Source organism: Meridianimaribacter sp. CL38 (genome assembly GCF_004328055.1).
Lineage (GTDB): Bacteria > Bacteroidota > Bacteroidia > Flavobacteriales > Flavobacteriaceae > Gaetbulibacter_B > Gaetbulibacter_B jejuensis.
Map to the genome: position 1 here is coordinate 157,758 of NZ_QKWS01000006.1, position 22,114 is coordinate 179,871.

General features: G+C 35.4%; 23 protein-coding genes. 19 read left to right on the forward strand and 4 right to left on the reverse strand.

The genetic code is table 11. The annotated features are described in order from the left end of the window. The first annotated feature begins 23 nt into the window (after nt 1-23). From DMZ43_RS13925 to DMZ43_RS13940, 4 genes are all read left to right on the forward strand, one after another. Nucleotides 24-1,001 (forward strand): polyprenyl synthetase family protein, encoded by a 978-nt coding sequence (locus tag DMZ43_RS13925; RefSeq protein WP_129761066.1) that lies wholly within the window; start codon nt 24-26, stop codon nt 999-1,001. A 63-nt stretch (nt 1,002-1,064) separates the two neighbouring features. Then, nucleotides 1,065-1,640: an RNA polymerase sigma factor gene (locus tag DMZ43_RS13930; protein ID WP_238155826.1), complete on the forward strand. Its 576-nt coding sequence runs from the start codon at nt 1,065-1,067 to the stop codon at nt 1,638-1,640. Next, nucleotides 1,627-2,418 carry a hypothetical protein gene (locus DMZ43_RS13935; protein ID WP_131508944.1) on the forward strand — a complete coding sequence of 264 codons (792 nt, stop codon included), beginning with the start codon at nt 1,627-1,629 and terminating at the stop codon, nt 2,416-2,418. Before DMZ43_RS13930 ends, DMZ43_RS13935 begins: the two co-directional genes overlap by 14 nt. Nucleotides 2,419-2,455: 37 nt before the next feature. After that, complete coding sequence (locus DMZ43_RS13940) at nt 2,456-3,532, forward strand: hypothetical protein (RefSeq protein ID WP_131508945.1); 1,077 nt, start codon at nt 2,456-2,458, stop codon at nt 3,530-3,532. Nucleotides 3,533-3,723: 191 nt separating this feature from the next. Here the strand turns inward: DMZ43_RS13940 and DMZ43_RS13945 are convergent, their stop codons facing one another. Continuing rightward, nucleotides 3,724-4,479: a hypothetical protein gene (locus DMZ43_RS13945; RefSeq protein ID WP_131508946.1), complete on the reverse strand. Its 756-nt coding sequence runs from the start codon at nt 4,477-4,479 to the stop codon at nt 3,724-3,726. Between the two features lie 276 nt (nt 4,480-4,755). On the opposite strand from DMZ43_RS13945, the gene dnaG reads away from it, so the two are divergent. Beyond that, nucleotides 4,756-6,726 (forward strand): DNA primase, encoded by a 1,971-nt coding sequence (gene dnaG / locus DMZ43_RS13950; protein ID WP_131508947.1) that lies wholly within the window; start codon nt 4,756-4,758, stop codon nt 6,724-6,726. Here dnaG and DMZ43_RS13955 read toward each other — a convergent pair. Together DMZ43_RS13955 and nadE are read right to left on the reverse strand one after the other, a co-directional pair. Beyond that, nucleotides 6,723-7,352: a response regulator transcription factor gene (locus DMZ43_RS13955; protein ID WP_129761061.1), complete on the reverse strand. Its 630-nt coding sequence runs from the start codon at nt 7,350-7,352 to the stop codon at nt 6,723-6,725. The two genes, dnaG and DMZ43_RS13955, sit on opposite strands and share 4 nt — an antisense overlap. Before the next feature lie 125 nt (nt 7,353-7,477). Next, nucleotides 7,478-8,266, reverse strand: coding sequence for an NAD(+) synthase (gene nadE / locus DMZ43_RS13960; protein ID WP_131508948.1), 789 nt, complete (start codon nt 8,264-8,266; stop codon nt 7,478-7,480). A 92-nt stretch (nt 8,267-8,358) separates the two neighbouring features. Between nadE and gldB the strand changes: the two genes are divergently transcribed. The 3 genes from gldB (at nt 8,359) to DMZ43_RS13975 (ending at nt 10,411) form a co-directional block, all read left to right on the forward strand. Next, nucleotides 8,359-9,318: a gliding motility lipoprotein GldB gene (gene gldB, locus DMZ43_RS13965; protein ID WP_131508949.1), complete on the forward strand. Its 960-nt coding sequence runs from the start codon at nt 8,359-8,361 to the stop codon at nt 9,316-9,318. After that, nucleotides 9,318-9,653 (forward strand): gliding motility protein GldC, encoded by a 336-nt coding sequence (gene gldC, locus DMZ43_RS13970; RefSeq protein WP_129761058.1) that lies wholly within the window; start codon nt 9,318-9,320, stop codon nt 9,651-9,653. The genes gldB and gldC overlap by 1 nt, the downstream gene beginning before the upstream one ends. A 143-nt stretch (nt 9,654-9,796) precedes the next feature. Next, nucleotides 9,797-10,411 (forward strand): DUF4230 domain-containing protein, encoded by a 615-nt coding sequence (locus DMZ43_RS13975; protein WP_131508950.1) that lies wholly within the window; start codon nt 9,797-9,799, stop codon nt 10,409-10,411. Here the strand turns inward: DMZ43_RS13975 and DMZ43_RS13980 are convergent. Continuing rightward, nucleotides 10,406-10,711 (reverse strand): rhodanese-like domain-containing protein, encoded by a 306-nt coding sequence (locus DMZ43_RS13980; protein WP_131508951.1) that lies wholly within the window; start codon nt 10,709-10,711, stop codon nt 10,406-10,408. The two genes, DMZ43_RS13975 and DMZ43_RS13980, sit on opposite strands and share 6 nt — an antisense overlap. Before the next feature lie 47 nt (nt 10,712-10,758). On the opposite strand from DMZ43_RS13980, the gene DMZ43_RS13985 reads away from it, so the two are divergent. The 11 genes from DMZ43_RS13985 (at nt 10,759) to paaZ (ending at nt 22,113) form a co-directional block, all read left to right on the forward strand. After that, the gene (locus DMZ43_RS13985; protein ID WP_131508952.1) at nt 10,759-11,337 is read left to right on the forward strand and encodes a TetR/AcrR family transcriptional regulator; all 579 of its coding nucleotides are present in this window, start codon (nt 10,759-10,761) and stop codon (nt 11,335-11,337) included. 150 nt (nt 11,338-11,487) lie between these two features. Next, a complete protein-coding gene (locus tag DMZ43_RS13990) occupies nt 11,488-12,561 on the forward strand; it encodes a 2Fe-2S iron-sulfur cluster-binding protein (RefSeq protein ID WP_131508953.1) in 1,074 nt (357 codons plus the stop codon). A 71-nt stretch (nt 12,562-12,632) separates the two neighbouring features. Further along, nucleotides 12,633-13,589, forward strand: coding sequence for a 1,2-phenylacetyl-CoA epoxidase subunit PaaA (gene paaA, locus DMZ43_RS13995; protein ID WP_131508954.1), 957 nt, complete (start codon nt 12,633-12,635; stop codon nt 13,587-13,589). Nucleotides 13,590-13,867: 278 nt separating this feature from the next. Further along, nucleotides 13,868-14,158 (forward strand): 1,2-phenylacetyl-CoA epoxidase subunit PaaB, encoded by a 291-nt coding sequence (paaB, locus tag DMZ43_RS14000; RefSeq protein ID WP_076620128.1) that lies wholly within the window; start codon nt 13,868-13,870, stop codon nt 14,156-14,158. A gap of 98 nt (nt 14,159-14,256) precedes the next feature. Next, nucleotides 14,257-15,012 (forward strand): 1,2-phenylacetyl-CoA epoxidase subunit PaaC, encoded by a 756-nt coding sequence (paaC, locus tag DMZ43_RS14005; RefSeq protein WP_131508955.1) that lies wholly within the window; start codon nt 14,257-14,259, stop codon nt 15,010-15,012. 74 nt (nt 15,013-15,086) lie between these two features. Continuing rightward, a complete protein-coding gene (gene paaD, locus DMZ43_RS14010) occupies nt 15,087-15,587 on the forward strand; it encodes a 1,2-phenylacetyl-CoA epoxidase subunit PaaD (protein ID WP_131509004.1) in 501 nt (166 codons plus the stop codon). A 61-nt stretch (nt 15,588-15,648) separates the two neighbouring features. Further along, entirely contained in the window at nt 15,649-16,428 is a 780-nt protein-coding gene (locus DMZ43_RS14015) for an enoyl-CoA hydratase-related protein (protein ID WP_131508956.1), read from the forward strand. Continuing rightward, entirely contained in the window at nt 16,428-17,582 is a 1,155-nt protein-coding gene (locus DMZ43_RS14020) for a 3-hydroxyacyl-CoA dehydrogenase NAD-binding domain-containing protein (protein WP_131508957.1), read from the forward strand. Before DMZ43_RS14015 ends, DMZ43_RS14020 begins: the two co-directional genes overlap by 1 nt. Continuing rightward, a complete protein-coding gene (locus DMZ43_RS14025; protein ID WP_131508958.1) occupies nt 17,582-17,986 on the forward strand; it encodes a PaaI family thioesterase in 405 nt (134 codons plus the stop codon). The genes DMZ43_RS14020 and DMZ43_RS14025 overlap by 1 nt, the downstream gene beginning before the upstream one ends. A gap of 142 nt (nt 17,987-18,128) precedes the next feature. Beyond that, nucleotides 18,129-19,340, forward strand: a complete 1,212-nt coding sequence (pcaF, locus tag DMZ43_RS14030; protein ID WP_131508959.1) for a 3-oxoadipyl-CoA thiolase — start codon at nt 18,129-18,131, stop codon at nt 19,338-19,340. A 235-nt stretch (nt 19,341-19,575) separates the two neighbouring features. Further along, nucleotides 19,576-22,113, forward strand: coding sequence for a phenylacetic acid degradation bifunctional protein PaaZ (gene paaZ, locus DMZ43_RS14035; RefSeq protein WP_131508960.1), 2,538 nt, complete (start codon nt 19,576-19,578; stop codon nt 22,111-22,113). Nucleotide 22,114: the final 1 nt, after the last annotated feature.

Here is a 22,114-nt window from a genome sequence, read left to right on the forward strand (position 1 = left end):
TCTCAATTTTAGTAGCTTTTTAATTGAAAATTACAGAACAAATAAAACAACCTATCGCTTATGAAATGGATCTTTTCGAAGAAAAGTTCCGTTTGTCAATGTCTTCTAAGGTTGCATTACTCAACAGAATTACACACTACATTGTTAATAGAAAAGGGAAGCAAATGCGACCTATGTTTGTGTTTCTGGTAGCTAAAATGATTAAAAATGGCGAAGTTAGTGAGCGAACTTACAGAGGTGCTTCGGTAATTGAATTGATTCATACTGCTACTTTAGTGCATGACGATGTTGTTGATGATAGTAATAGACGTAGAGGATTCTTTTCTATAAATGCACTTTGGAAAAATAAAATTGCAGTACTTATAGGTGATTTTTTATTGTCTAAAGGATTGTTGCTATCAATTGATAATAATGATTTTGATTTACTTAAAATTATTTCAGTAGCTGTTCGAGAAATGAGCGAAGGTGAGTTGCTTCAAATTGAAAAAGCGAGACAACTTGATATTACTGAAGACGTCTATTACGAGATTATCCGTCAAAAAACAGCAACACTTATTGCGGCTTGTTGCAGTTTAGGTGCAGCTTCGGTAAAACCAAATTCACCCGAAGTAGAAACCATGCGAAAATTTGGTGAGCTTATTGGGATGGCATTTCAAATTAAAGATGACTTGTTCGATTATGGAGATGAAGCTATCGGTAAGCCAACAGGAATCGATATTAAAGAGCAAAAAATGACTTTGCCACTCATTTATGTGCTCAACAACAGTTCAGATAAGGAAAGAAAATGGTTAATAAACTCCATCAAAAATCATAATAAAAACACAAAGCGTGTTAAAGAGGTTATAGCTTTTGTTAAAGCTAATGGAGGATTGGAGTATGCAATTGATAAAATGAAACAGTTTCAAACAGAAGCACTTCAAATTCTTGATACATATCCAAAATCTGAATTTAAAGATTCACTAGAACTTATGGTGAATTACGTGATTGACAGAAAAAAATAATTTTTTTTCATACTTCAGGCAACCATTTTAAAAAAACTTTCGTCTTTATAAATAGAAGACCTTATGAAAGCTATTTTGAAAGTTATTCAATTGCATAATAATAACACTGAGCTTATCAGTAAAGCTGCGAAAAACAATCGCGAAGCGCAACATGTGTTGTACGAAATACATGCGCCTAAAATGTTGAGTGTTTGTAGGTATTATATAAAAGATGTTCAAAAAGCGGAAGAGGTAATGCTAAATGGGTTTTTTAAAGCATTTACAAATTTAAAGAGCTTTAAAAATCTGGGAAGTTTTGAAGGTTGGCTGAGAAAAATAATGGTACGAGAAGCAATATCATTTTTAAGACAGCAAAAGCAAATTGAGTTTTCGGTAGAAGAGGTAACAATGCCTCACGATTATGCAAATAATATCAATACCGAAATTGAAATGGCTGAACTACAAAAGTTGATTGATGAATTGCCAGAAGGTTATAAAATGGTTTTTGTAATGTATGCTATAGAAGGTTATAAGCACCACGAAATTGCAGAACTATTAAATATATCAGAAGGAACATCAAAATCGCAACTCTTCAAAGCAAGACAAATGCTTCAAGAAAACATTAAAAAATTAAACACATCTAGTTATGGCACCAATTAAGTTTGAGGAAAATCTTAAGGAGAAGATTGAGGAGCGTACCATACAGCCATCTGAGGCAAGTTGGGATGTTTTGGCAAAACGTTTAGATAATCAAGATAAAAGAAAACCCAAAACGGTATATTTTTGGGTTGGTATTGCAGCAAGCATTGTAGGTGTTGCTTTAGTAACGACATTGTTTTTTAATAATTCAGAATTTGAAAACAGCACACCAGCAATTGTAGATACTGAAACTAAAGAAGAACAATTAAAAGAAGAAGTTTTAAATCCTGTTGAAAACCAAAAAGAAGAAAATACTGTTGCTGTAGAACAAGTTGAAGACATAAAAACTTCAACTGAAAAAACAATTTCTACCCCAAAAAGTGGAGCAGTAGTGCAAAAGTCAACAAGAATTGTAAGTCCTAATACAACGGTTACAATTAAAGAAGCTGTGGCTGCAACCACTACTAAAGAGCAAGAAAAAGTTAAGCACTTAGAGACTCCTTTAAACTCATTAGAGTTTGAAAAGGCTAAAATAAATGATGTAGTTGATGAAATAAAAAAGCTTAACCTCGAAGATGTTACAGTTAGTAATGCCGAAATTGATTCGCTTTTAAAACAAGCAGAACGAGAAATACTTAAAAACAGATTATACAACGAAACCACAAGAACGGTAAGTGCTGATGCTTTGCTTCAAGACGTTGAAGATGAGCTAGAGCAATCGTTTAGAGCAAAAGTATTTGATGCTCTTAAAAATAGTTTCGACACAGTAAAAACTGCAGTTGCTGAACGAAATCATTAACACTTAAAAAGAAACATTAATCACAAAACGAACAGTTATGAACACTATTACAAAATGCGTAGTGCTAGTAATCTTATGCCTAGTTGTAGGTAAAATGAACGCACAAGACACAATTCAAAAGTCTAAAAATCAGTTTAAAATTGAGAGCCTTGATGAGTTAAAGAAAAAAATTGAAGAAGAAGAACGCGAGTATCTTAAAAAAGAAGTTGAGGCTATAAATCTTCGATTGGAAAATGGCGAAATCACTCAAGAAAAAGCCGATGCGCTTAAAAAAGAAGTAGCCAAAAAGCGTGCGCTTAATATTGAAAATCGTATTGCAATTATAGATAACAAAATAGAGTTGCTAAAGCGTAACGAAATAGGTTATGATAATTTGGACGATGATAAAGGAGATTATTTCGGATTCAGTTTTGGAGGCGATGGCGAAAGTTTTGCAGGTTTTAGAATAAAGAACAGAAAAAAGTTCCGAAAATACGACAAACGCACAACTAGTGACCTTGTGTTTGCAGCAGGTTTTAACAACGCTATTGGTGACGGACAAAAAATAGGTGATGAATACGGTTTTATGAACTCAGGATTTGTAGAGTTAGGTTGGGCTTGGAAAACCAGAGTATTTAAAAACTCAAATGCCTTACGTTTAAAGTACGGATTCTCTTTTCAGTGGAACAAACTATCGCCTAAAGATGATAGGTACTTTGTGCAAGATGGTAACGTAACTACATTAGAGGAATTTCCGTATGAGTTAAAAGAGTCTGAATTTAGAGTAACCAATTTGGTAGTGCCAGTGTATTTTGAGTTTGGTCCATCTAAAAAAATCGAAAAAGACGATTATTTCCGTTATTCAACACACAACAAATTTAAAATTGGTGTTGGAGCTTATGCAGGATTTAACATTGGTACGCAGCAAAAACTAAGATACAAGCAAGATGGAGATAGAGTAAAAGAAAAAATAAAGCGTAACTACAATACTTCCGATTTTGTATATGGTCTTGGCGCTTATGTTGGTTATGGCAGTATGGGATTATATATGAAATACGATTTAAACCCTTTATTTAAAGACCAAGCGTTTGACCAACACAATTTATCAATGGGTTTACGCTTTGATTTAGATTAAAACAATTATTTAAGTTAGTAAAAAGCCTCCTTAACTGGAGGCTTTTTTAATATATGATAATGCTGAAGATTTGGTTTCGTTTAACGGTTGGGCTATGGTTTCGTTGCGGGAAATCCGCGAGGATTTTCCGCCGTAAACCGAAGATAGCAAATTTGCGAGGACTTTCCGAGAGGAAAGTCAGAAGCAATGAACTATAGCCGGTGTTGTACGCTGTGATTTTTTTCAATACTATCTATTACTATTATTTTCCTTTCAAAGTATATTTTATGACCAATTATACTGTCAATTTTATGTCCATTTTCGTCTTTTTCAAATGGTCCGAAAGAATACTGTTGGTAATAACCTCTTAAGTTTTTTTCTCCTACAGAGTCAAAATATAAACCAATGAAAATAAGTTTAGAAAAGTCAGTTCCTTCTCCAGCCCATTTTTGATTTATACTATCAATAGTTAAGTCATTAAATTTAGCAAGTTTGACCTCTTTCTCATTTGAGAAATCATAATTATAATTTGCGCTGTCTTTTGCAATAAACGCTCTTATGTTTGATGGTTGGTCTCTAATTACTGATGAACGTATTTCTACGAAACCTTTAATTGGTTCGTTTAATTTTACTGTATCTCTGTTGAAGAAAATTATATCATAAATGGTATTTCTAAAAGGAATTGTATCATTTATAAATTCAGCTTGTTTGTAAATAGAATCTTGATGTCTCCAAGCTATTGTGTCTCCTTCTTTATTGAGATTCCAAGCTCGATTAGCTCTTGACTTTCCGTTTATTGTAAACCACTCTCGGATTTCTCGTAAGTCAGAATCTCGGTCATACAATTTCCAATTTCCGAATTTTTGGTTTTCCTTGTATTGTTTTCCTTTTTTAAATATAATTCCATTATCGTAGAAATAGTAAACACTATCAAAGTCCGCTAAATGAACTGTTTTTTTGAAAATCACTTTTGGATTATTCGGATAATAATCAATTGTTTCGTTCCGCTTTGATTCAGTCGAATTTTGTTTACAAGCTATAATTGTAAAGGTTAGAATGAATATGATAAGTAGGTTTTTCATCATTGCGTACAAAATAAAGATATGAATTGTTTTAATAATTTATATCGACTGTTAAACGAAGTTCGTTTTTTTATTTTATAAAGTCAAGTTTTTACTCTCAGCTTAAATTTTTTAGACAAGGAGTTTTATAGTACATTTACAGTCTGCAAATTTTTTTCAACGTTGATATCAAAATCTACCATAGAACATGTCTTTGAAACCGCTCGTGTAGAGGAGGTTATTGGTGATTTTGTTACCTTAAAAAAATCAGGCACTAACTTTAAAGGGTTGAGTCCTTTTAGTGACGAGCGTACACCTAGCTTTATGGTGTCTCCTGTAAAACAAATCTGGAAAGATTTTAGTAGTGGTAAAGGAGGTAATGTGGTAACGTTCTTGATGGAGCACGAGCATTTCACTTATCCTGAGGCTATAAAATACTTAGCAAAAAAGTATAATATTGACGTTGAAGAAACTGAACAAACCAATGAGCAAAAAGAAGAAGCTAACGAGCGCGAAAGCATGTATTTGGTTAGCGAGTTTGCAAATGACTATTTTCAAAAAGTCATGTTTAAAACAGACCAAGGTCAAGCCATTGGATTAAGCTATTTTAAAGAACGTGGATTTACCAACGAAACCATTAAAAAGTTTCAATTAGGATACTCACCAGATGAGTGGCAAGCCTTTACTGATGAAGCTGTAAAAAAAGGTTATCAAATGGAATTCCTAGAAAAAACAGGACTTACCATTGTAAAGGACAATAAAACTTTTGACCGTTTTAAAGGTCGTGTGATGTTTCCTATACATAGTATGAGTGGTCGTGTTTTAGGGTTTGGAGGTAGAATACTCACTAACGATAAAAAAGCTGCAAAATACCTAAACTCGCCAGAGAGTACCATATATCATAAGAGTAAAGTGTTGTATGGTTTGTATCATGCAAAACAAAGTATTGCTAAAGAAGATAATTGCTTTTTGGTTGAAGGTTACACTGATGTTATTCAATTTCACCAAACAGGAATAAAAAATGTAGTGGCTTCTTCTGGTACTGCGTTAACACCAGAGCAAATAAGGCTTATAAACCGATTAACCAAAAACATAACTGTGCTTTTTGATGGTGATGCAGCAGGTATAAGAGCATCGCTTCGTGGTATCGATTTAATCCTTGAACAAGGAATGAATGTAAGGGTTTGCACATTTCCTAATGGTGAAGATCCTGATAGTTTTGCAAAGCAAAATACTTATGAAGAGCTCAACACGTTTTTAAATGAAAACGCTAAAGACTTCATTCAGTTTAAAGCCTCAATTTTAGTTGAAGAAGCTAAAAATGATCCAATAAAAAAAGCTGAAACCATTAGAGATATTGTAAATAGTATTTCTAAAATTCCTGATAGTATTAAGCGAGAAGTTTATGTTCAGGAGTGTTCTAGAATTATGGATATTAGCGAAAATGTACTGTTTAGTACTTTGGCGCAAATAAGTAAAAAAGAACACCAGCAAGCCAATAAAGATTTTAAAAAGGAGCAAAAAGCTTTTGAAGTTGTAAGACAAGAACAACCCAAACAAAAAATAGATATCCAATATGAGCTAGAACGTAAGATTATTGAAATTCTACTTTTGTATGGTAATGAAACCGAAGATTTTGAAGATTTGGTATTAAAGGAAGATGAAAATACCAATGAGTTAAAGCTAGAACCTGTAATTAATACTAGTAAAGTATTTGAGAAAATTTACCTCGATTTGCAGGAAGACGAAATGCAGTTTACTAACCCAAACTTTAAAAGTCTGTACTATACTTTAATTGATAATTTACATCAAAACCAAGACTTTTCAACACGCGATTTTGTGAGTAAACTTAGTCAGGATATGGCTAGTGAAGTCACAACTATTTTAATGAACGACGAGCGTTACAATCTTCATGATTGGGAAAGAAACCATATTGTACCTAAAGACAAAAATGAAACTATTGCGCAATTGGTCAGTCAAACCATTTTGAGTTTACGTTGTTATTTAATTGATAAAAAAGTAGCTGAATATAAAAACGATACACTGCGAGAAGATGTCAATGTAAAAGGTGTGCTAGAAGATGTTAGGGATTATTTAGGGCTTAAAATGTTATTGTCTAGAAAACTTGGGAAAGTAGTAGGAGGTAAAATTTAAGTAAGCTCCAAATGTTTCGCTTGATGAATTAAATCTACAAGGTTGGTAACTTTCAATTTTTTAAAAAGACGTGCTTTATAGGTGCTAACCGTTTTTTCATTAATGTCCAATTCCATTGCAATTTCCTTATTCTTTTTACCTGAAGATAATAACTTTAAAACTTCAACTTCTCTTGTAGATAAACGCTTGTAGAGTCTGCTTGTGGTTTTTTTAGCTTCATCAAATGTAAGATGTTTAGCCATATTGTTGCTTAAGTAAATATCACCTTGATGCACTTTAAGAATAGCTTCTTTAAGAGTGTCAGTATCTACTGTTTTAGATACATAAGCCGATGCGCCTGCTTTAAGTACGCTTATAGCATAAATTTCTTCAGGATGATGACTGTACATTATTACCTTAAGGTTTTGATGCTCTTTTTTTATGGCGCGTAACGCAGTTATACCATTAAGCTCAGGAAGGTCAATTTCTGAGATAATAACGTCAACAGGATAGCGTCTTACAAATTCAAAAATCTCGATTCCACTTCCAACACCACCAATAACATCAATCTCATGACTGTGCTCAAAAAGTAATTTTAAGCCAGTTCTAATAATAGGATGATTGTCTACAACTAATACCTTTATCATAATGAGTTGAATTATAAATTCGTGTTAGAACTTAAGATGGTTAAGCTCTATAAGGGGAGATTTATGATATAAAAATAAGGAAAAAATTAACAACTTTAACATTTTAAAAGTTAAATCATTAAAAATTATTTTAAATTTTTAGGAATTTCGCAAACAGGAATCGGTGTCATTTTATGCATATTCGAAGAGTTAAATCTCATAAATATTTCAAATACTTTTTGCTCACGACCTTCAAAATCAGCAATTGTTTTTCCTTCGTCTTTCATTTGCATTGCCCACTCTAGTTCTGGATAAGAAGCTCCTATTTGATCTTCATCACTTCTAGCATCACCAAAAAGTCCGTCGCTAGGAGCTGCATTCATTATAGATTCAGGTACTTGTAATAATTCACCTAGTTTATAAACTTCCGATTTCATTAAATCAGCAATTGGGCTTAAATCAACACCTCCATCACCATACTTAGTGTAAAAGCCAACACCAAAATCTTCAACTTTATTTCCAGTTCCTGCAACCAAAAGTCCTAAAAGTCCAGCATGGTAATATAAAGTAGTCATTCTTAAACGAGCTCTGGTGTTTGCTAATGCCATGTCAACTGTAGCTTGTTTGCCTTCAAGAGAAACTTCGGTCTTAAACTCTTCAAATACAGGAGTAAGGTCTACTCTGGTGTCTTTTATATTAGAAAAACGTTGTTTTAGTTGTGCAATATGTTCTTGTGCACGAGTTACATGGCTTTGCGCTTGGTGAATAGGCATTTCTATACACAAAACATCTAATCCTGTTTTTGCGCATAGCGTAGAAGTTACAGCAGAATCAATTCCGCCAGAAACACCTACAACAAATCCATTTACTTTTGCGTTTGTTGCATAATCCTTTAACCAATTTACAATGTGAGTAACAACTTTTTCTGTTTGCATTTTGTATACGATTTAATTCTAAGAATAGTACCTTTGCAAACAAAAATAAACTAATCGCATTAGTAATAAAAATAAACAAGGTTTAAGTTTTTATGAAGAAATTGATTTTACTTTTTGTGGGTTTTGCTTTTGTGTTTTCATGTGCAGATGAAAGCAAAGTTGAAAAAGAAATTGCTGCTATAGATATTGATGTTGTTGTGGAGCGATTTGATAAAGCGTTTGCTAGTTCAAAACCCGAAGACTTACCTAAGTTAAAAGCGGCTTTCCCGTTTATGTTTTCAAAAACCGAAAACGATTCAGTCTTAACACAAAGAATGTCTGATACTTTACAACAGCAATTGTTTGTTGAGATTGATAAAGTGTTCAATAATTTTGCGCCTCAGGAACACGAAATCAAAAAGCTATTTCAGCATTTAAAGTATTACGACAAAACATTTTCAGCGCCAAGAGTGGTAACTTTTTCTGATTATGTAAGGTATAGAGACAAAGTGTATGTAACTGATACAATCGCTCTGGTGGCTCTTGATACTTATTTGGGAGCTGACCACGAATTTTATGGTGGAATTCCAAAATACATTTCAGAAAACATGAAGCCTTCTCAAATCACACCAGATTTGGCTGCTGCTTATGCTGACAGGTATATTTATCAATCACAACGAAAAACTCTGTTAGACGAAATGATTTATTTTGGTAAGGCATTGTATTTTATGGATAAGATAATTCCGTTTAAAACTGATGCTGAAAAAATTGGTTACACCCAAGAGCAACTGGAGTGGGCAATTTCTAATGAAGACCAAATTTGGAGGTATTTTATTTCTAAGGAATTATTGTATAATACCGATTCTAGCTTGCCTGCAAGATTTACTGCGCCAGCGCCTTTTACTAAGTTTTATCTAGAACTAGATACTGAGTCTCCTGGTAAATTAGGGCAATTTATAGGTTGGCAAATTGTAAAATCATATATGGAGAATAATGAAGATGACTTCATGGATATGCTGCAAAAAGATGCAGTTGAAATTTTTAATAATGCAAAATATAAACCGAACAGATAATGAGTGAAAATAAAAAATCAACTATAGAGTTAAATGTTGAATTAGACGAAAATCACATTCCTGAAACGCTACGATGGACTGCTAAGGATGGAGGTGTTGAAAACGAAGAGGCAAAAGCAATGTTGCTATCGGTTTGGGATAGTAAAGCTCAAGAAACACTAAGAATTGATTTGTGGACAAAAGACATGCCTGTTGATGAGATGAAAGTCTTTTTTCATCAAACCTTAGTTGCTATGAGTGATACTTTTAACAGAGCAACTCAAGATGAAAAAATGACAGCAACAATGAAAGATTTTTGTGATTATTTTGCTGAAAAATTAGAACTTAAAAAGTAAATTTAATACTACTTTAATCTTTTTATAACTTAAGAAAATAAGTTAATAGTTATGTTTGTAATGCTATTAATCTATTAAGGTATTTAAAGCATTGGTTAGGCTTCAATGTCGAAGCAACCAGTGCTTTTTTGTATTTTAGAGGTATGAGAAAAATTTTATTTGGAGTCATAATCACGCTTATTGTTCTTTTTACCTTTAAGTATTGTGGTGATAAAAAAGAAGAGCAAATAATCCTAAAGGAAAATTCAGCTTTAATACAAGAGCAGTTAAAAAACGTCAGTAAACTGGTGGTGACCGAAGGTCATTTTAGCGAAGTCTTCTCATATGAAAATTCCAAGCGTATGTTTGGAGATTTAATTGAGGTTGAAAAAAAAGCTTTGGTAGTTGTAAATGCTGATGTAACTATAGCTTATGATTTGTCAAAAATTGAATATAATATTGACGAAGCCACAAAAACAGTTCAAATATTAACTATCCCAAAAGAAGAAATAAAAATCAACCCAGATTTCGAATACTACGATATACAAGCTGATTACCTTAATCCATTTGAAGCAAAAGACTATAACGAAATTAAAAAAACGGTTAAGCAGCAATTAATGAAGAAAATTGAAGCTTCCGATTTAAAATCTAATGCACAAAACAGATTGCTAAGCGAACTCTCAAAATTTTACATTCTAACTAACTCTTTAGGTTGGACTTTAGAGTACAATCAAACACCAATTGAAAGTTTAGAAGTCTTCAATAATCTTAAATTATAGCTTGCTTTTCAAAGAAACCCAACCACCTCCATTTGTAGCGTCAATGTTATTGAGGTTTAAAAATTTGGCTGCCTTAGCAGAACGAACTCCACTTTCGCAACAAACAACAAGAGGTTTGTTTAATGCTTTTAATTCGTCAACATGATTTTTTAAGTCGTCTAAGGGTATGTGTCTGGAGCCTTCAATATGACCATTGTCCCATTCACGTTGCGTTCTCACGTCTAGTATTTCGGCACCATTCTTCATGTAAAAGTCAACTTGTCTTTTTTTTGCGCCAAAAATAAAATCCAAAAATCCCATAGTTTTTCTTTTTGTATAAATTTACGGTTAAATATTAACTTTTGAAATTGAAAAACGAAACTCGTAAAGACGAAATCATAAAAACTGCAGCTAAACTATTTAAAGAAAAAGGATATAGTGCTGTCACTATGCGCGATTTAGCAACTGAAATGGGAATGAAAGCTGCAAGTCTTTACAATCATATAAATTCTAAGCAACAAATTTTAAAAGAGATAATAATTTCCTTGGCAGAAGAATTTACTACAGGATTGAAGGAAATCCAAAAATCTAATAAGTCAAATATCGAAAAGCTTAGAGATATTGTTAAACTGCATGTGAATATTACGTCCCATAATACCTACGGAATGGCTTCTCTTAATAACGATTGGATGCATCTTGAAGAAAAGTTAGAGTATTACTTGCAATTGCGTTCTAATTATGAAGATGAATTCAGAAATATTATCCAACAAGGCATCAAAAAGGAAGAGATAATTAATGAAAATATCGAAGTCATGCTCTTTTCAATTTTATCAACCTTACGCTCTTTATATCTCTGGATTCCTAAAAAAGAAGACTTAAACCCAGAAGAGCTCTCGCAACAATTAAGCGAAGTGTTAATTAACGGTATTAACAAAAAAATAGATTAATTTTTTGTAAATTTGTCAAGTAAACTAACAAGTGTTAGTTTTGAAATCAGGACTCGAAATCGTTTTCGGGTAATTGTGTAAAACATTCCTTAATTAGATAAAATAAATTCTTCCCTTTTGGGGAAGATGTCCGAAGGACAGAAGGGGCTTATGGCAGATTTTCATAAATTAAGAATAAAAGATATTTACAAGGAAACAAAAGATACATCAGTTGTAACTTTTGATATTCCTGAAGCGTTGCAAGACGAATTTAAATTCTCGCAAGGGCAACATTTAACGCTTAAAGCATTAATTAATGGTGAAGATGTACGTCGTTCATATTCGCTATGTTCTAGTCCATTTGATAACGAATGGAAAGTGGCAGTCAAAGAAATTCCAGGAGGAAAATTCTCAACCTTTGTCAATAGCACTTTAAAAGCAGGAGACGAGCTAGATGTTATGGCTCCTAGTGGAACATTCGGAGTAGATTGTAATGCAGACAATGCTAAAAACTATCTGTTTTTTGCAGCAGGAAGTGGTATCACACCAATTCTTTCGATGATTAAAGCGCATTTGGCAGCAGAACCAAACGCAACGTGTAAGTTGTTTTATGTCAATAGAACAGCAAAATCTATTATCTTTAAGGAAGCCTTAGAGCAATTAAGAAATGCTTATTTCGGTCGTTTGGAAATCTATTATTTCCTAACCAAAGAAAAGCGAGATATTGAGTTGTTCAATGGTCGTTTTGATGATGAAAAAATGAAAGTTCTCACCAAAACATTCATTGATATTCCAGATACAAGCGAAGTGTTTTTATGTGGACCAGAAGATATGGTCAATTACGTGAGTAATTATCTGGCTGAAGCCGGTTTGCCAAAAGATTTAATTCATTTCGAATTATTTATAAAAGGCCTAACCGAAGAAGATAAAAAACGTGTTGAGCGTTTATCAGAACAAAAAATTGATGGTGTCGAAGTTGTTATTATCGATGGCGGAAAAGAATTCCGTTTTACAATGCAGCAAGACGATGATAATATTTTAGATGGCGCACTAACTGCCGGAGCAGATTTGCCTTTTGCATGCAAAGGAGGCGTTTGCAGTACCTGTAAGTGTCAAGTAATGGAAGGCGAAGTTGAAATGAAAATCAACTACGCACTAGAAGAAGATGAAGTCGCACAAAACTATGTGTTAAGTTGTCAAGCCGTTCCAACTACTAAAAAAGTGGTGGTCGATTTCGACGTGTAAATAGAATTTGTCATTCCGCACTTGATGCGGAATCCACTAAACATTAAAAACTATTCACTAAATACTAAATTATGAGTGAAGAACAAATAAAAAACCTGGAAGAGCAATTTGAAGCGCGTATCGCACGCGACGAAAAAATTGAACCTAAAGACTGGATGCCAGAAAAATATCGTCAAACGCATATTAGGCAAATTAGTCAGCACGCACATTCCGAAATTGTAGGAATGTTACCAGAAGGTAACTGGATTACTCGTGCACCATCCTTACGTCGTAAAGTAGCCTTATTGGCAAAAGTACAAGACGAAGCTGGTCACGGATTATACCTATACAGTGCTTGCGAAACATTAGGCATCTCGCGAGACGAACTATATGAACAATTGCATTCTGGTAAAGCAAAATATTCTTCCATTTTTAATTACCCAACAGTAACTTGGGCAGATATGGGAGCTATCGGTTGGTTGGTAGATGGTGCAGCCATTATCAATCAAGTGCCACTTTGCAGCACGTCTTTTGGACCTTATGCAAGAGCAATGGTGCGCGTGTGTAAGGAAGAAAGTTTTCACCAGCGTCAAGGTTACGAAATTATGCTAAAGCTTTGTAATGGAACACCAGAACAAAAAGAAATGGCACAAGATGCACTTAACCGTTGGTGGTGGCCAAGTTTAATGATGTTAGGTCCAACTGATGATATGTCTGTTCATACCGAACAATCAATGAAATGGAAACTGAAGCGAAAAACCAATGACGAGTTGCGTCAGCAGTTTATTGATCAAACCGTGCCACAAGCTGATATTTTAGGATTAACAATTCCAGACCCAGATTTAAAATGGAACGAAGAGCGTCAGAGTTATGATTTCGGAGAAATTGATTGGGATGAATTCTGGCAAGTCGTAAAAGGTCACGGACCAATGAACAAAGCAAGAATGAAAGCAAGAGTTGGCGCATGGGAACGTGGTGAATGGGTTAGAGACGCAGCAATGGCTCACGCAGAAAAGAAAGCAACCTCTTTGAAAAAAGAGGTCTCTTAATCAATAAAAATGTACGTGTTTATTGGTTTTTAGAATACGTTGGCAAAATGTCAGCACGTTGAAATGCAGAATAAGAAAATGAAATCGTTAAAAATTTCTGAAGCCTTGGAAGAAATTTAGATTTCATTTTAAGGTTTTCAATCTGTAGAGCAAGATTGAAAAATTCCTCATTTTAACTTGAATTTTTGGTTCGTTTTGTTTCAAGACAAAATGAACGTAAGAAGAAATAAAATAGAAGTATAAATAATAAGATACCTGCTTTCGCAGGCATACAAATTATGTCAAACAAAAAAAACTGGCCACTTTGGGAGGTTTTCGTAAGAAGTAAAAATGGATTAGAACATCGTCATTTCGGAAGTCTTCACGCAGCAGACGCAGAAATGGCTTTAGAAAATGCAAGAGACGTTTACACAAGACGTAACGAAGGCGTAAGCATTTGGGTTGTAGAAAGTAAGCATATTACAGCATCAAATCCAGAGCATAATGGCGAATTATTTGAACCAGCACAAGACAAGGTGTATCGTCATCCAACATTTTATGATTTACCAGACGACGTAAAACATATGTAACAAAGCAAGGCTTTGTCATCCTGAACTCGTTTCAGGATCTCTTTATTTATGTTAAATGTCACCTTGAGCGCAGTCGAAAGGTCTCAATTTGATTAAAAATGAAAAATAAAAACCTATACAACTACATCCTAGGAATCGCAGACAACAGCCTCATTCTCGGTCAGAGATTAGGAGAGCTTTGCGGTCACGGACCAAGTTTAGAAACCGATATCGCGTGCACTAATATGTCACTGGATTTATTAGGACAAGTGCGTAGTTATTATCAATATGCAGCAAAAATTGCTGGAGACGGCAGAACTGAAGATGATATCGCGATGCTTCGTAAAGAACGCGAATACTTCAATGTTTTATTGGTAGAGCAGCCAAATACCGATTTTGGGTACACAATGGCAAGACAATTCTTATTCGATGTATATCATTTTTTAATGCTAACCGAATTAGAAAAAAGTACTGATTTAAACTTATCAGCTATTGCAAAAAAATCCATCAAAGAAGTGAGTTACCATAAGCGTTTCTCATCCGATTGGATTAAGCGATTAGGAGACGGAACGGAAGAAAGTCATAGTCGTATTCAAACCGCAATAAATGATTTATGGACGTATACCGATGAATTATTCCATCAAACCGAAGCTGATAAAGCTATGGTTGCTGAAGGCGTTGGAGTAGATGTCACTAAATTAAAAGATGCTTATTACGAAGAAGTAAATGCAGTTTTAGAAGAAGCAACGTTAAGCGTTCCAGAAAGCAAATATTTTCAAAAAGGAGGAAAGCAAGGCATTCATACCGAACATATGGGTTACTTGCTAGCCGATTTACAATATATGCAACGTACCTATCCAAATATGGAATGGTAACCAATTCCTGCGAAAGCAGGAATCTCTTAAATTAACACTAGATGTCACCTCGAGCGCAGTCGAGAGGTCTCAATATGGTAACAGAATATCAAAATATAGACCAAAAACTGGTAAAGATTCTAGAGTCTATTTCAGACCCAGAAATCCCAGTATTATCCATAATGGATATGGGAGTGGTACGTTCTGCTATTATCGAAAATGACGTTGTAAAAATCGAAATCACACCAACTTACAGTGGCTGTCCTGCAATGGATGTTATTAGTGATGATATCAAGCGCGCAATGCAAAAAGCAGGTTATAAAGCTGAAGTAGATTTGATTTTACATCCAGCTTGGACAACCGATTGGATTACACCAAGAGGTCGAAAAGCACTCGAAGATTACGGTATCGCAGCACCATTAGATGAAGAAGCCGACAAGTCCGTGTTGCTGGAAGGAAAACAATTAGTAAAATGTCCGCAATGCGGAAGCACAAATACAAAAATGATAAGTCAATTTGGTTCAACAGCTTGTAAAGCACAATTTCAGTGCAACGACTGCCAAGAACCATTTGATTATTTTAAATGTTTGAAGTGACAACTTGTTGTCATCCTGAACTCGTTTCAGGATCTCATTAAGATTAATAATTATAAAAAATATGAGTTCAATAGAACTAAAAATAGAAAACAACATAGCCTACATCACACTAAACCGACCAGAAGTTTTTAACAGCTTCAACCGTGAAATGGCATTAAACCTACAGCAAGTTTTTGACGATTGCGAAAGTAATTCTGAAGTAAGAGCAATCGTGCTAACCGGAAACGGAAAAGCATTTTGCGCAGGTCAAGATTTAAAAGAAGTAACAAGTCCGGAACTAAATCCAGGATTCAAGAAAATTCTAGAAGAGCATTATAACCCAATTATCACCAGAATTAGAAATATTAAAAAACCAATCATTGGTGCGATAAATGGTGTGGCGGCTGGTGCAGGAGCTAACATTGCATTGGCTTGTGATATCGTTGTGGCTCACGAAAAAGTAAGTTTTATTCAAGCATTTAGTTTAATAGGGTTAATTCCTGATAGCGCAGGAACGTTCTTTTTGCCACGCTTAATAGGTTTTCAAAAAGCATCAGCATTAGCGATGTTAGGTGATAAAGTGTCTGCCGATGAAGCCGAAACAATGGGAATGATTTACAAAGTGTTGCCATTAGAAAGTTTTGAAGAAGAAGTGAATAAATTAGCATTGAAACTCGCTAATATGCCAACATTAGCTTTAGGGAAAATCAAGGAAGCGTTTAATCAATCTTTAACCAATAATTTAGAGGAGCAATTAGCATTAGAATCAAAATTACAAATCGAAGCAGCTCAAACTAAAGATTACGAAGAAGGCGTTTCAGCTTTTGTAGAAAAACGTAAACCAATTTTTAAAGGAAAATAATGAACGTAGGAATAATAGGTTCAGGAACAATGGGAAGCGGTATCGCTCAAGTAGCGGCAACTGCTGGTTGTTCTGTGAAATTATACGATACAAATCAAGCGGCTTTAGACAAAGCTAAAGCAAGCCTTGAAAAAATATTAAATAGACTCATTGAAAAAGGTCGAATAGATGCTGAAGAAAAAAACAGAATTCAGTCAAATATCAGGTATGTCGATAGTCTAAAAGCATTAGCAGATTCAAATCTTACGATTGAAGCTATCGTAGAAAATATCGATATCAAGAAGAAAGTCTTTTCAGAATTGGAAAGCTATGTGGCGGAAGATTGTATTATCGCTTCAAACACGTCGAGTTTATCCATAGCATCCATAGCATCATCATTGCAAAAACCAGAACGCTGCATCGGAATTCACTTTTTCAACCCAGCACCATTAATGAAATTGGTTGAGGTCATTCCAGCAGTGCAAACCTCAAAAGCGGTTTTAGACAAATCTGTTGAAACTATAAAAAGTTGGAAAAAAACAGTAGCTGTTGCCAAGGATACACCTGGTTTTATCGTAAACCGTGTAGCGCGACCATTTTACGGAGAAGCCTTAAGAATTTACGAAGAAGGTATTGCTGATTTTGAAACCATTGACCATAGCTTGAAAACATTGGGTGGTTTCAGAATGGGACCATTCGAATTAATGGATTTCATTGGTAACGACGTTAATTACACAGTCACAGAAACCGTATTTACAGCCTTTTATTTCGATCCAAGATACAAGCCAAGTTTCACACAAAAACGTTTAAGTGAAGCAGGTTATTTTGGAAGAAAATCTGGAAAAGGATATTATGATTATTCTGAAGGAGCTGTAAAGCAAGAGCCAAAACAAGATAGCGAATTATCACAAACCATTTTCGACCGTGTTTTAGTAATGTTAATCAACGAAGCAGCAGACGCCTTGTTTTTAAACATCGCATCAGCAGAAGATATAGACAACGCTATGACCAAAGGGGTTAATTACCCAAAAGGATTATTAGCTTGGGCAGATGAAAAAGGCATTGATTGGTGTGTAACCAAACTAGATGAATTATACAACGAGTACCACGAAGACCGTTACCGTTGCAGTCCGTTGTTGCGTAAAATGAATAAAGAAAATAAAACATTCTTTTAATGCAAGGAGAACAAATTCCACATAAAATGTTAAGTCAAGATGCATTTAGCAGTTGGCTAGGCATCGAAATTTTAGAATGCGAAATCGGTCGTTGTCGCGTGGCAATGACGGTTCGCAAGGAAATGCTTAATAGTATGGGAAAAGCACATGGAGGAATCAGTTATGCATTAGCAGATACAGCTTTTGGTTTTGCGGCAAATACACACGGAAAATTTGCTGTGTCCATAGAAACTAGTATCAATCATATTGAAGCATTAAATGAAGGAGATTATTTAGTCGCTGAATCTGTGATAGAAAACGTAAAAAACAGACTCGGGTTTAATATCGTAGAAGTAAAACGAGGAGATGAACTGGTAGCACTCTTTAAAGGTGTTGTTTATCGCACTCAAAAAGATTGGGAGTAAAATTCCTGCGAAGGCAGTAATCTCACAACAAAAAATATTTAAAAAAGATAATTCAATTTATTGAGCGATGAATAGCTCAAAATATTAAAATTAATAACTAAAACAAGTTCCCTTTCCTTTGGAAAGGGCTAGGGAAAGGCTTATGGAAGCATACATAATAGACGGCATAAGAACACCAATAGGAAATTACAAAGGCACATTATCGGCTGTACGTACAGACGATTTAGCAGCTTTAGTAATTAAAGAAATCGTAAAACGAAACCCAAGCATTCCAAAAGAAGCATACGACGATGTTATTCTGGGTTGTGCTAATCAAGCTGGAGAAGACAATCGTAATGTCGCTAGAATGGCGTCACTTTTAGCAGGATTGCCATTTACAGTTCCAGGAGAAACCGTGAATAGACTATGTAGTTCAGGTTTGTCAGCAATTATTCACGCAAACAGAGCGATAAAAGCAGGAGATGGCGATGTATTCATTTCCGGTGGTGTTGAGAATATGACACGCGGACCATACGTTATGGCAAAACCATCAAGCGCTTTTGGAGGCGATTCAAAACTGTACGATTCTACATTTGGATGGCGGTTTGTAAACCCAAAAATGCACGAAATGTATGGCACAGACGGAATGGGAATTACAGCCGAAAATCTAGTAGAGAAATATAATATCTCTCGAGAAGACCAAGATACATTCGCATACTGGAGTCAGATGAAAGCATCACAAGCACAAGAAAACGGACGATTAGAAAAAGAAATTCTACCTGTTGAAATTCCACAACGCAAAAAAGATCCAATCGTTTTTGCAAAAGATGAGTTTGTAAAACCAACAACGTCAAAAGAGATTTTAGCCAAATTACGACCAGCCTTTAAAAAAGAAGGCGGAAGCGTAACCGCAGGAAACGCATCAGGTTTAAACGACGGAGCTGCTGCAACTATTATCGCTAGTGAAGAGGCAGTAAAAAAATACAATCTAAAACCTTTAGCGCGCATCGTGAGTTCCGCTGTCGTAGGTGTAGAACCGCGAATTATGGGCATTGGTCCAGTCGAGGCGTCCAACAAAGCTTTGGCAAAAGCCGGATTGACAATGGACGATATCGACATCATAGAGCTCAACGAAGCCTTTGCTGCACAAGCATTGGCGTGTACCAGAGCTTGGGGATTGGAAGACAATGACCCAAGAATCAACCCAAATGGAGGCTCTATCGCAATAGGCCATCCGCTTGGTGTTACAGGCACCAGAATCGCCTATTCAGCGGCTTTAGAGCTCAAAGAGCAAAACAAACGTTACGCATTGGTAACGATGTGTATTGGCGTGGGTCAAGGCTATGCCGCTGTGATTGAACGAATTCCTGCGTAGGCAGGAATCTCTTAGCAAAAAGAAAACAAACTTTGGTTAAGAAAAAACATAGCAAGTAAGTGCGTTAGGGATTGAAGTGACATCCTTTTTTACCTCAGGTCGAGTGTCCCGACAATAAAGATCGGGATGTATCGAGAACAAGTAAAAAAGATATAACGGAAAGCCCGACCTTTAGGTAGCGCCAACACGAAAAGAAGTTTAATTTAAATAGATACCCACTTTCGTGGGCATTAAGATGAACAAAATTCAACACTACGTCCAAGGACAATGGACCACTGGAAAAGAAGAAGGAGCACCAATTTACGATGCCATAACAGGCGAACACTTCATAAATTGGGCTGTTGAAGGATTAGATATTCCTGAAGTTCTTAACTACGGACGCACAAAAGGAGGCGAAGTACTTCGTAAAATGACCTTTCAAGAACGAGGTAATATGCTTAAAAAGTTGGCACTTTACCTTACAAAACGCAAAGAACAATTTTACGATTTAAGTTATAGAACAGGCGCAACTCGTGTAGATAGTTGGATAGATATAGAAGGTGGTTTTGGTAATCTGTTTGCCAATGCATCATTACGAAAATTGTTTCCAAATAAACCGTTTCACGTAGAAGGCGATCCAATCGATTTGTCTCGTGGTGGGCGTTTTATGGCGCATCATATAATGGTACCAAAAAAAGGTGTTGCAGTACATATCAACGCATTTAACTTCCCAGTTTGGGGAATGTTAGAAAAGTGTGCTGTCAACTGGATGGCTGGTGTGCCAGCAGTGGTTTTACCAGCACCATCATCGGCTTATTTGGCAGAAGCTGTAGCGAGAGAAATTATCAATTCGGGTATTTTACCAGAAGGCGCACTTCAAATCATAAACGGAACCGTAAAAACTGTTTTAGATACCGTTGAATCTCAAGATGTCGTAACCTTTACAGGTTCGGCAGCAACAGGTCGTTTGTTAAAAGCACACCCGAGATTAATTGAAGAATCTGTGCCTTTTACTATGGAAGCCGATTCACTTAACGCATCTATTTTGGGCGAAGATGCAGTTCCGGGAACACCAGAGTTCAACTTATTTGTTAAGGAAGTTCGAAAGGAAATGACCGTAAAAGCCGGACAAAAATGTACAGCCATCCGACGCATTATTGTACCAGAAAATTTAGTTGAAGATGTTCAAATTGCATTAGCAAAAGAACTCGATAAAGTTACCATTGGAGACCCAAGACTTAAGGAAGTGAGAATGGGCTCATTGGTGAGTAAACAACAAGTTGAAGCCGTAAAAAGTTCTATTGCAGATATCAGCAAAGAAGCTGAAATGGTTTATGGCAATCTCGATAATATCGAAACCATTGGTGCGAATGCTAATAAAGGTGCGTTCATAAGTCCAGTGGTATTTAGAACAGATAATCCTTTCCAGAATAATGTTGTTCACGAGCGCGAAGCATTTGGACCAGTAAGTACCATTATGCCATACAAGTCAATGGACGAAGCTGTGCAATTAGCGCAAATGGGTAAAGGATCGTTAGTGTCTTCTATTGCAACTTACGATGATACCATCGCGACTGATTATGTTGTAAATGCAGCAAGTCATCACGGAAGAATTTTAGTGATTAATCGCGAAATGGCAAAACAAAGTACAGGTCACGGTTCGCCGTTACCGTACTTGGTTCACGGAGGTCCAGGACGTGCTGGTGGTGGAGAAGAAATGGGTGGAATGCGTGGTATTAAACACTATTTGCAACGAACAGCCATTCAAGGAACACCATCAACAATTACCGAAATCACTGGCATATATCAGCAAAATGCAAAATACAAGGAAGCCGAAGATCATCCGTTTAAGTACCATTGGGAAGATATTCAACCAGGAATGTCTTTAAAAACACACAAGCGTACACTTACGGATACTGATATTCAGAATTTTGCCAATTTAACTTGGGACCATTTTTACGCACACACAGATATTACCTCTTTAGATGGAAGTATTTTTGAAAAACGAACAGCTCACGGTTATTTTATAATTTCGGCTGCGGCTGGATTGTTTGTGTATCCTAATAAAGGTCCTGTAGCTGCAAATTACGGTTTGGATTCTATCCGATTTTTAAGACCATTATACCACAATGATACCATTTATGTGCGTTTAACCTGTAAGGAAAAAGTGGATAGAGATGTCTCATCAACCGAGCATCCAAGTGGTATTGTAAAATGGCACGTTGAGGTTTTTGATGCTAATTTTGAAAACCGACCAGAAAGTCAAAAAACAGACAAAGATAGTCCGTTGGTTGCCGTGGCTACCATCTTAACAATGGTTCAGAAAAAACAAGAAACATTTGTTGAAATGACCGAAGGGAAAATCAACGAGTGCTTATCAAAATTAAAAGCAAACGCTAAACCAAAATGGGGAATTATGACGCCTCAACATATGATAGAGCATTTAGAATACACTTATAAAATTGCATCAGGCGAAATTCAAAATTTTGAAATAGCTACACCAGAAAAGATTTTAGACAAGGTGCACGCAAGTTTGTATAACTATAGAAAGTTTCCACAAAACTCTCAATTTCCACAGTTAGAAAAAGATACGCTAGACGATTTAAAACATCAAGATTTAGAAACAGCGATTGAGAAGTTTAAAGAACAACGTAAAAAATACATCGAGTTTTTCAAGGAAAATCCAGATGCTAGATTGAAGAATTTAGTGTTTGGCGAGTTGAATCGTTATGAGTCATACTTACTCGAAAGAAAACATTTAAACCATCATTTTGAACAATTTGGATTAATATAAT

Coding starts and splice junctions, on each gene's coding strand:
- DMZ43_RS13930 (WP_238155826.1), top strand. CDS start 1,065: ATGAAAGCTATTTTGAAAGTTATTCAATTGCATAATAATAACACTGAG.
- DMZ43_RS13935 (WP_131508944.1), top strand. CDS start 1,627: ATGGCACCAATTAAGTTTGAGGAAAATCTTAAGGAGAAGATTGAGGAG.
- DMZ43_RS13940 (WP_131508945.1), top strand. CDS start 2,456: ATGAACACTATTACAAAATGCGTAGTGCTAGTAATCTTATGCCTAGTT.
- DMZ43_RS13955 (WP_129761061.1), bottom strand. CDS start 7,352: ATGATAAAGGTATTAGTTGTAGACAATCATCCTATTATTAGAACTGGC.
- nadE (WP_131508948.1), bottom strand. CDS start 8,266: ATGCAAACAGAAAAAGTTGTTACTCACATTGTAAATTGGTTAAAGGAT.
- gldB (WP_131508949.1), top strand. CDS start 8,359: ATGAAGAAATTGATTTTACTTTTTGTGGGTTTTGCTTTTGTGTTTTCA.
- gldC (WP_129761058.1), top strand. CDS start 9,318: ATGAGTGAAAATAAAAAATCAACTATAGAGTTAAATGTTGAATTAGAC.
- DMZ43_RS13975 (WP_131508950.1), top strand. CDS start 9,797: ATGAGAAAAATTTTATTTGGAGTCATAATCACGCTTATTGTTCTTTTT.
- DMZ43_RS13980 (WP_131508951.1), bottom strand. CDS start 10,711: ATGGGATTTTTGGATTTTATTTTTGGCGCAAAAAAAAGACAAGTTGAC.
- DMZ43_RS13990 (WP_131508953.1), top strand. CDS start 11,488: ATGGCAGATTTTCATAAATTAAGAATAAAAGATATTTACAAGGAAACA.
- paaA (WP_131508954.1), top strand. CDS start 12,633: ATGAGTGAAGAACAAATAAAAAACCTGGAAGAGCAATTTGAAGCGCGT.
- paaB (WP_076620128.1), top strand. CDS start 13,868: ATGTCAAACAAAAAAAACTGGCCACTTTGGGAGGTTTTCGTAAGAAGT.
- paaC (WP_131508955.1), top strand. CDS start 14,257: ATGAAAAATAAAAACCTATACAACTACATCCTAGGAATCGCAGACAAC.
- paaD (WP_131509004.1), top strand. CDS start 15,087: ATGGTAACAGAATATCAAAATATAGACCAAAAACTGGTAAAGATTCTA.
- DMZ43_RS14015 (WP_131508956.1), top strand. CDS start 15,649: ATGAGTTCAATAGAACTAAAAATAGAAAACAACATAGCCTACATCACA.
- DMZ43_RS14020 (WP_131508957.1), top strand. CDS start 16,428: ATGAACGTAGGAATAATAGGTTCAGGAACAATGGGAAGCGGTATCGCT.
- DMZ43_RS14025 (WP_131508958.1), top strand. CDS start 17,582: ATGCAAGGAGAACAAATTCCACATAAAATGTTAAGTCAAGATGCATTT.
- pcaF (WP_131508959.1), top strand. CDS start 18,129: ATGGAAGCATACATAATAGACGGCATAAGAACACCAATAGGAAATTAC.
- paaZ (WP_131508960.1), top strand. CDS start 19,576: ATGAACAAAATTCAACACTACGTCCAAGGACAATGGACCACTGGAAAA.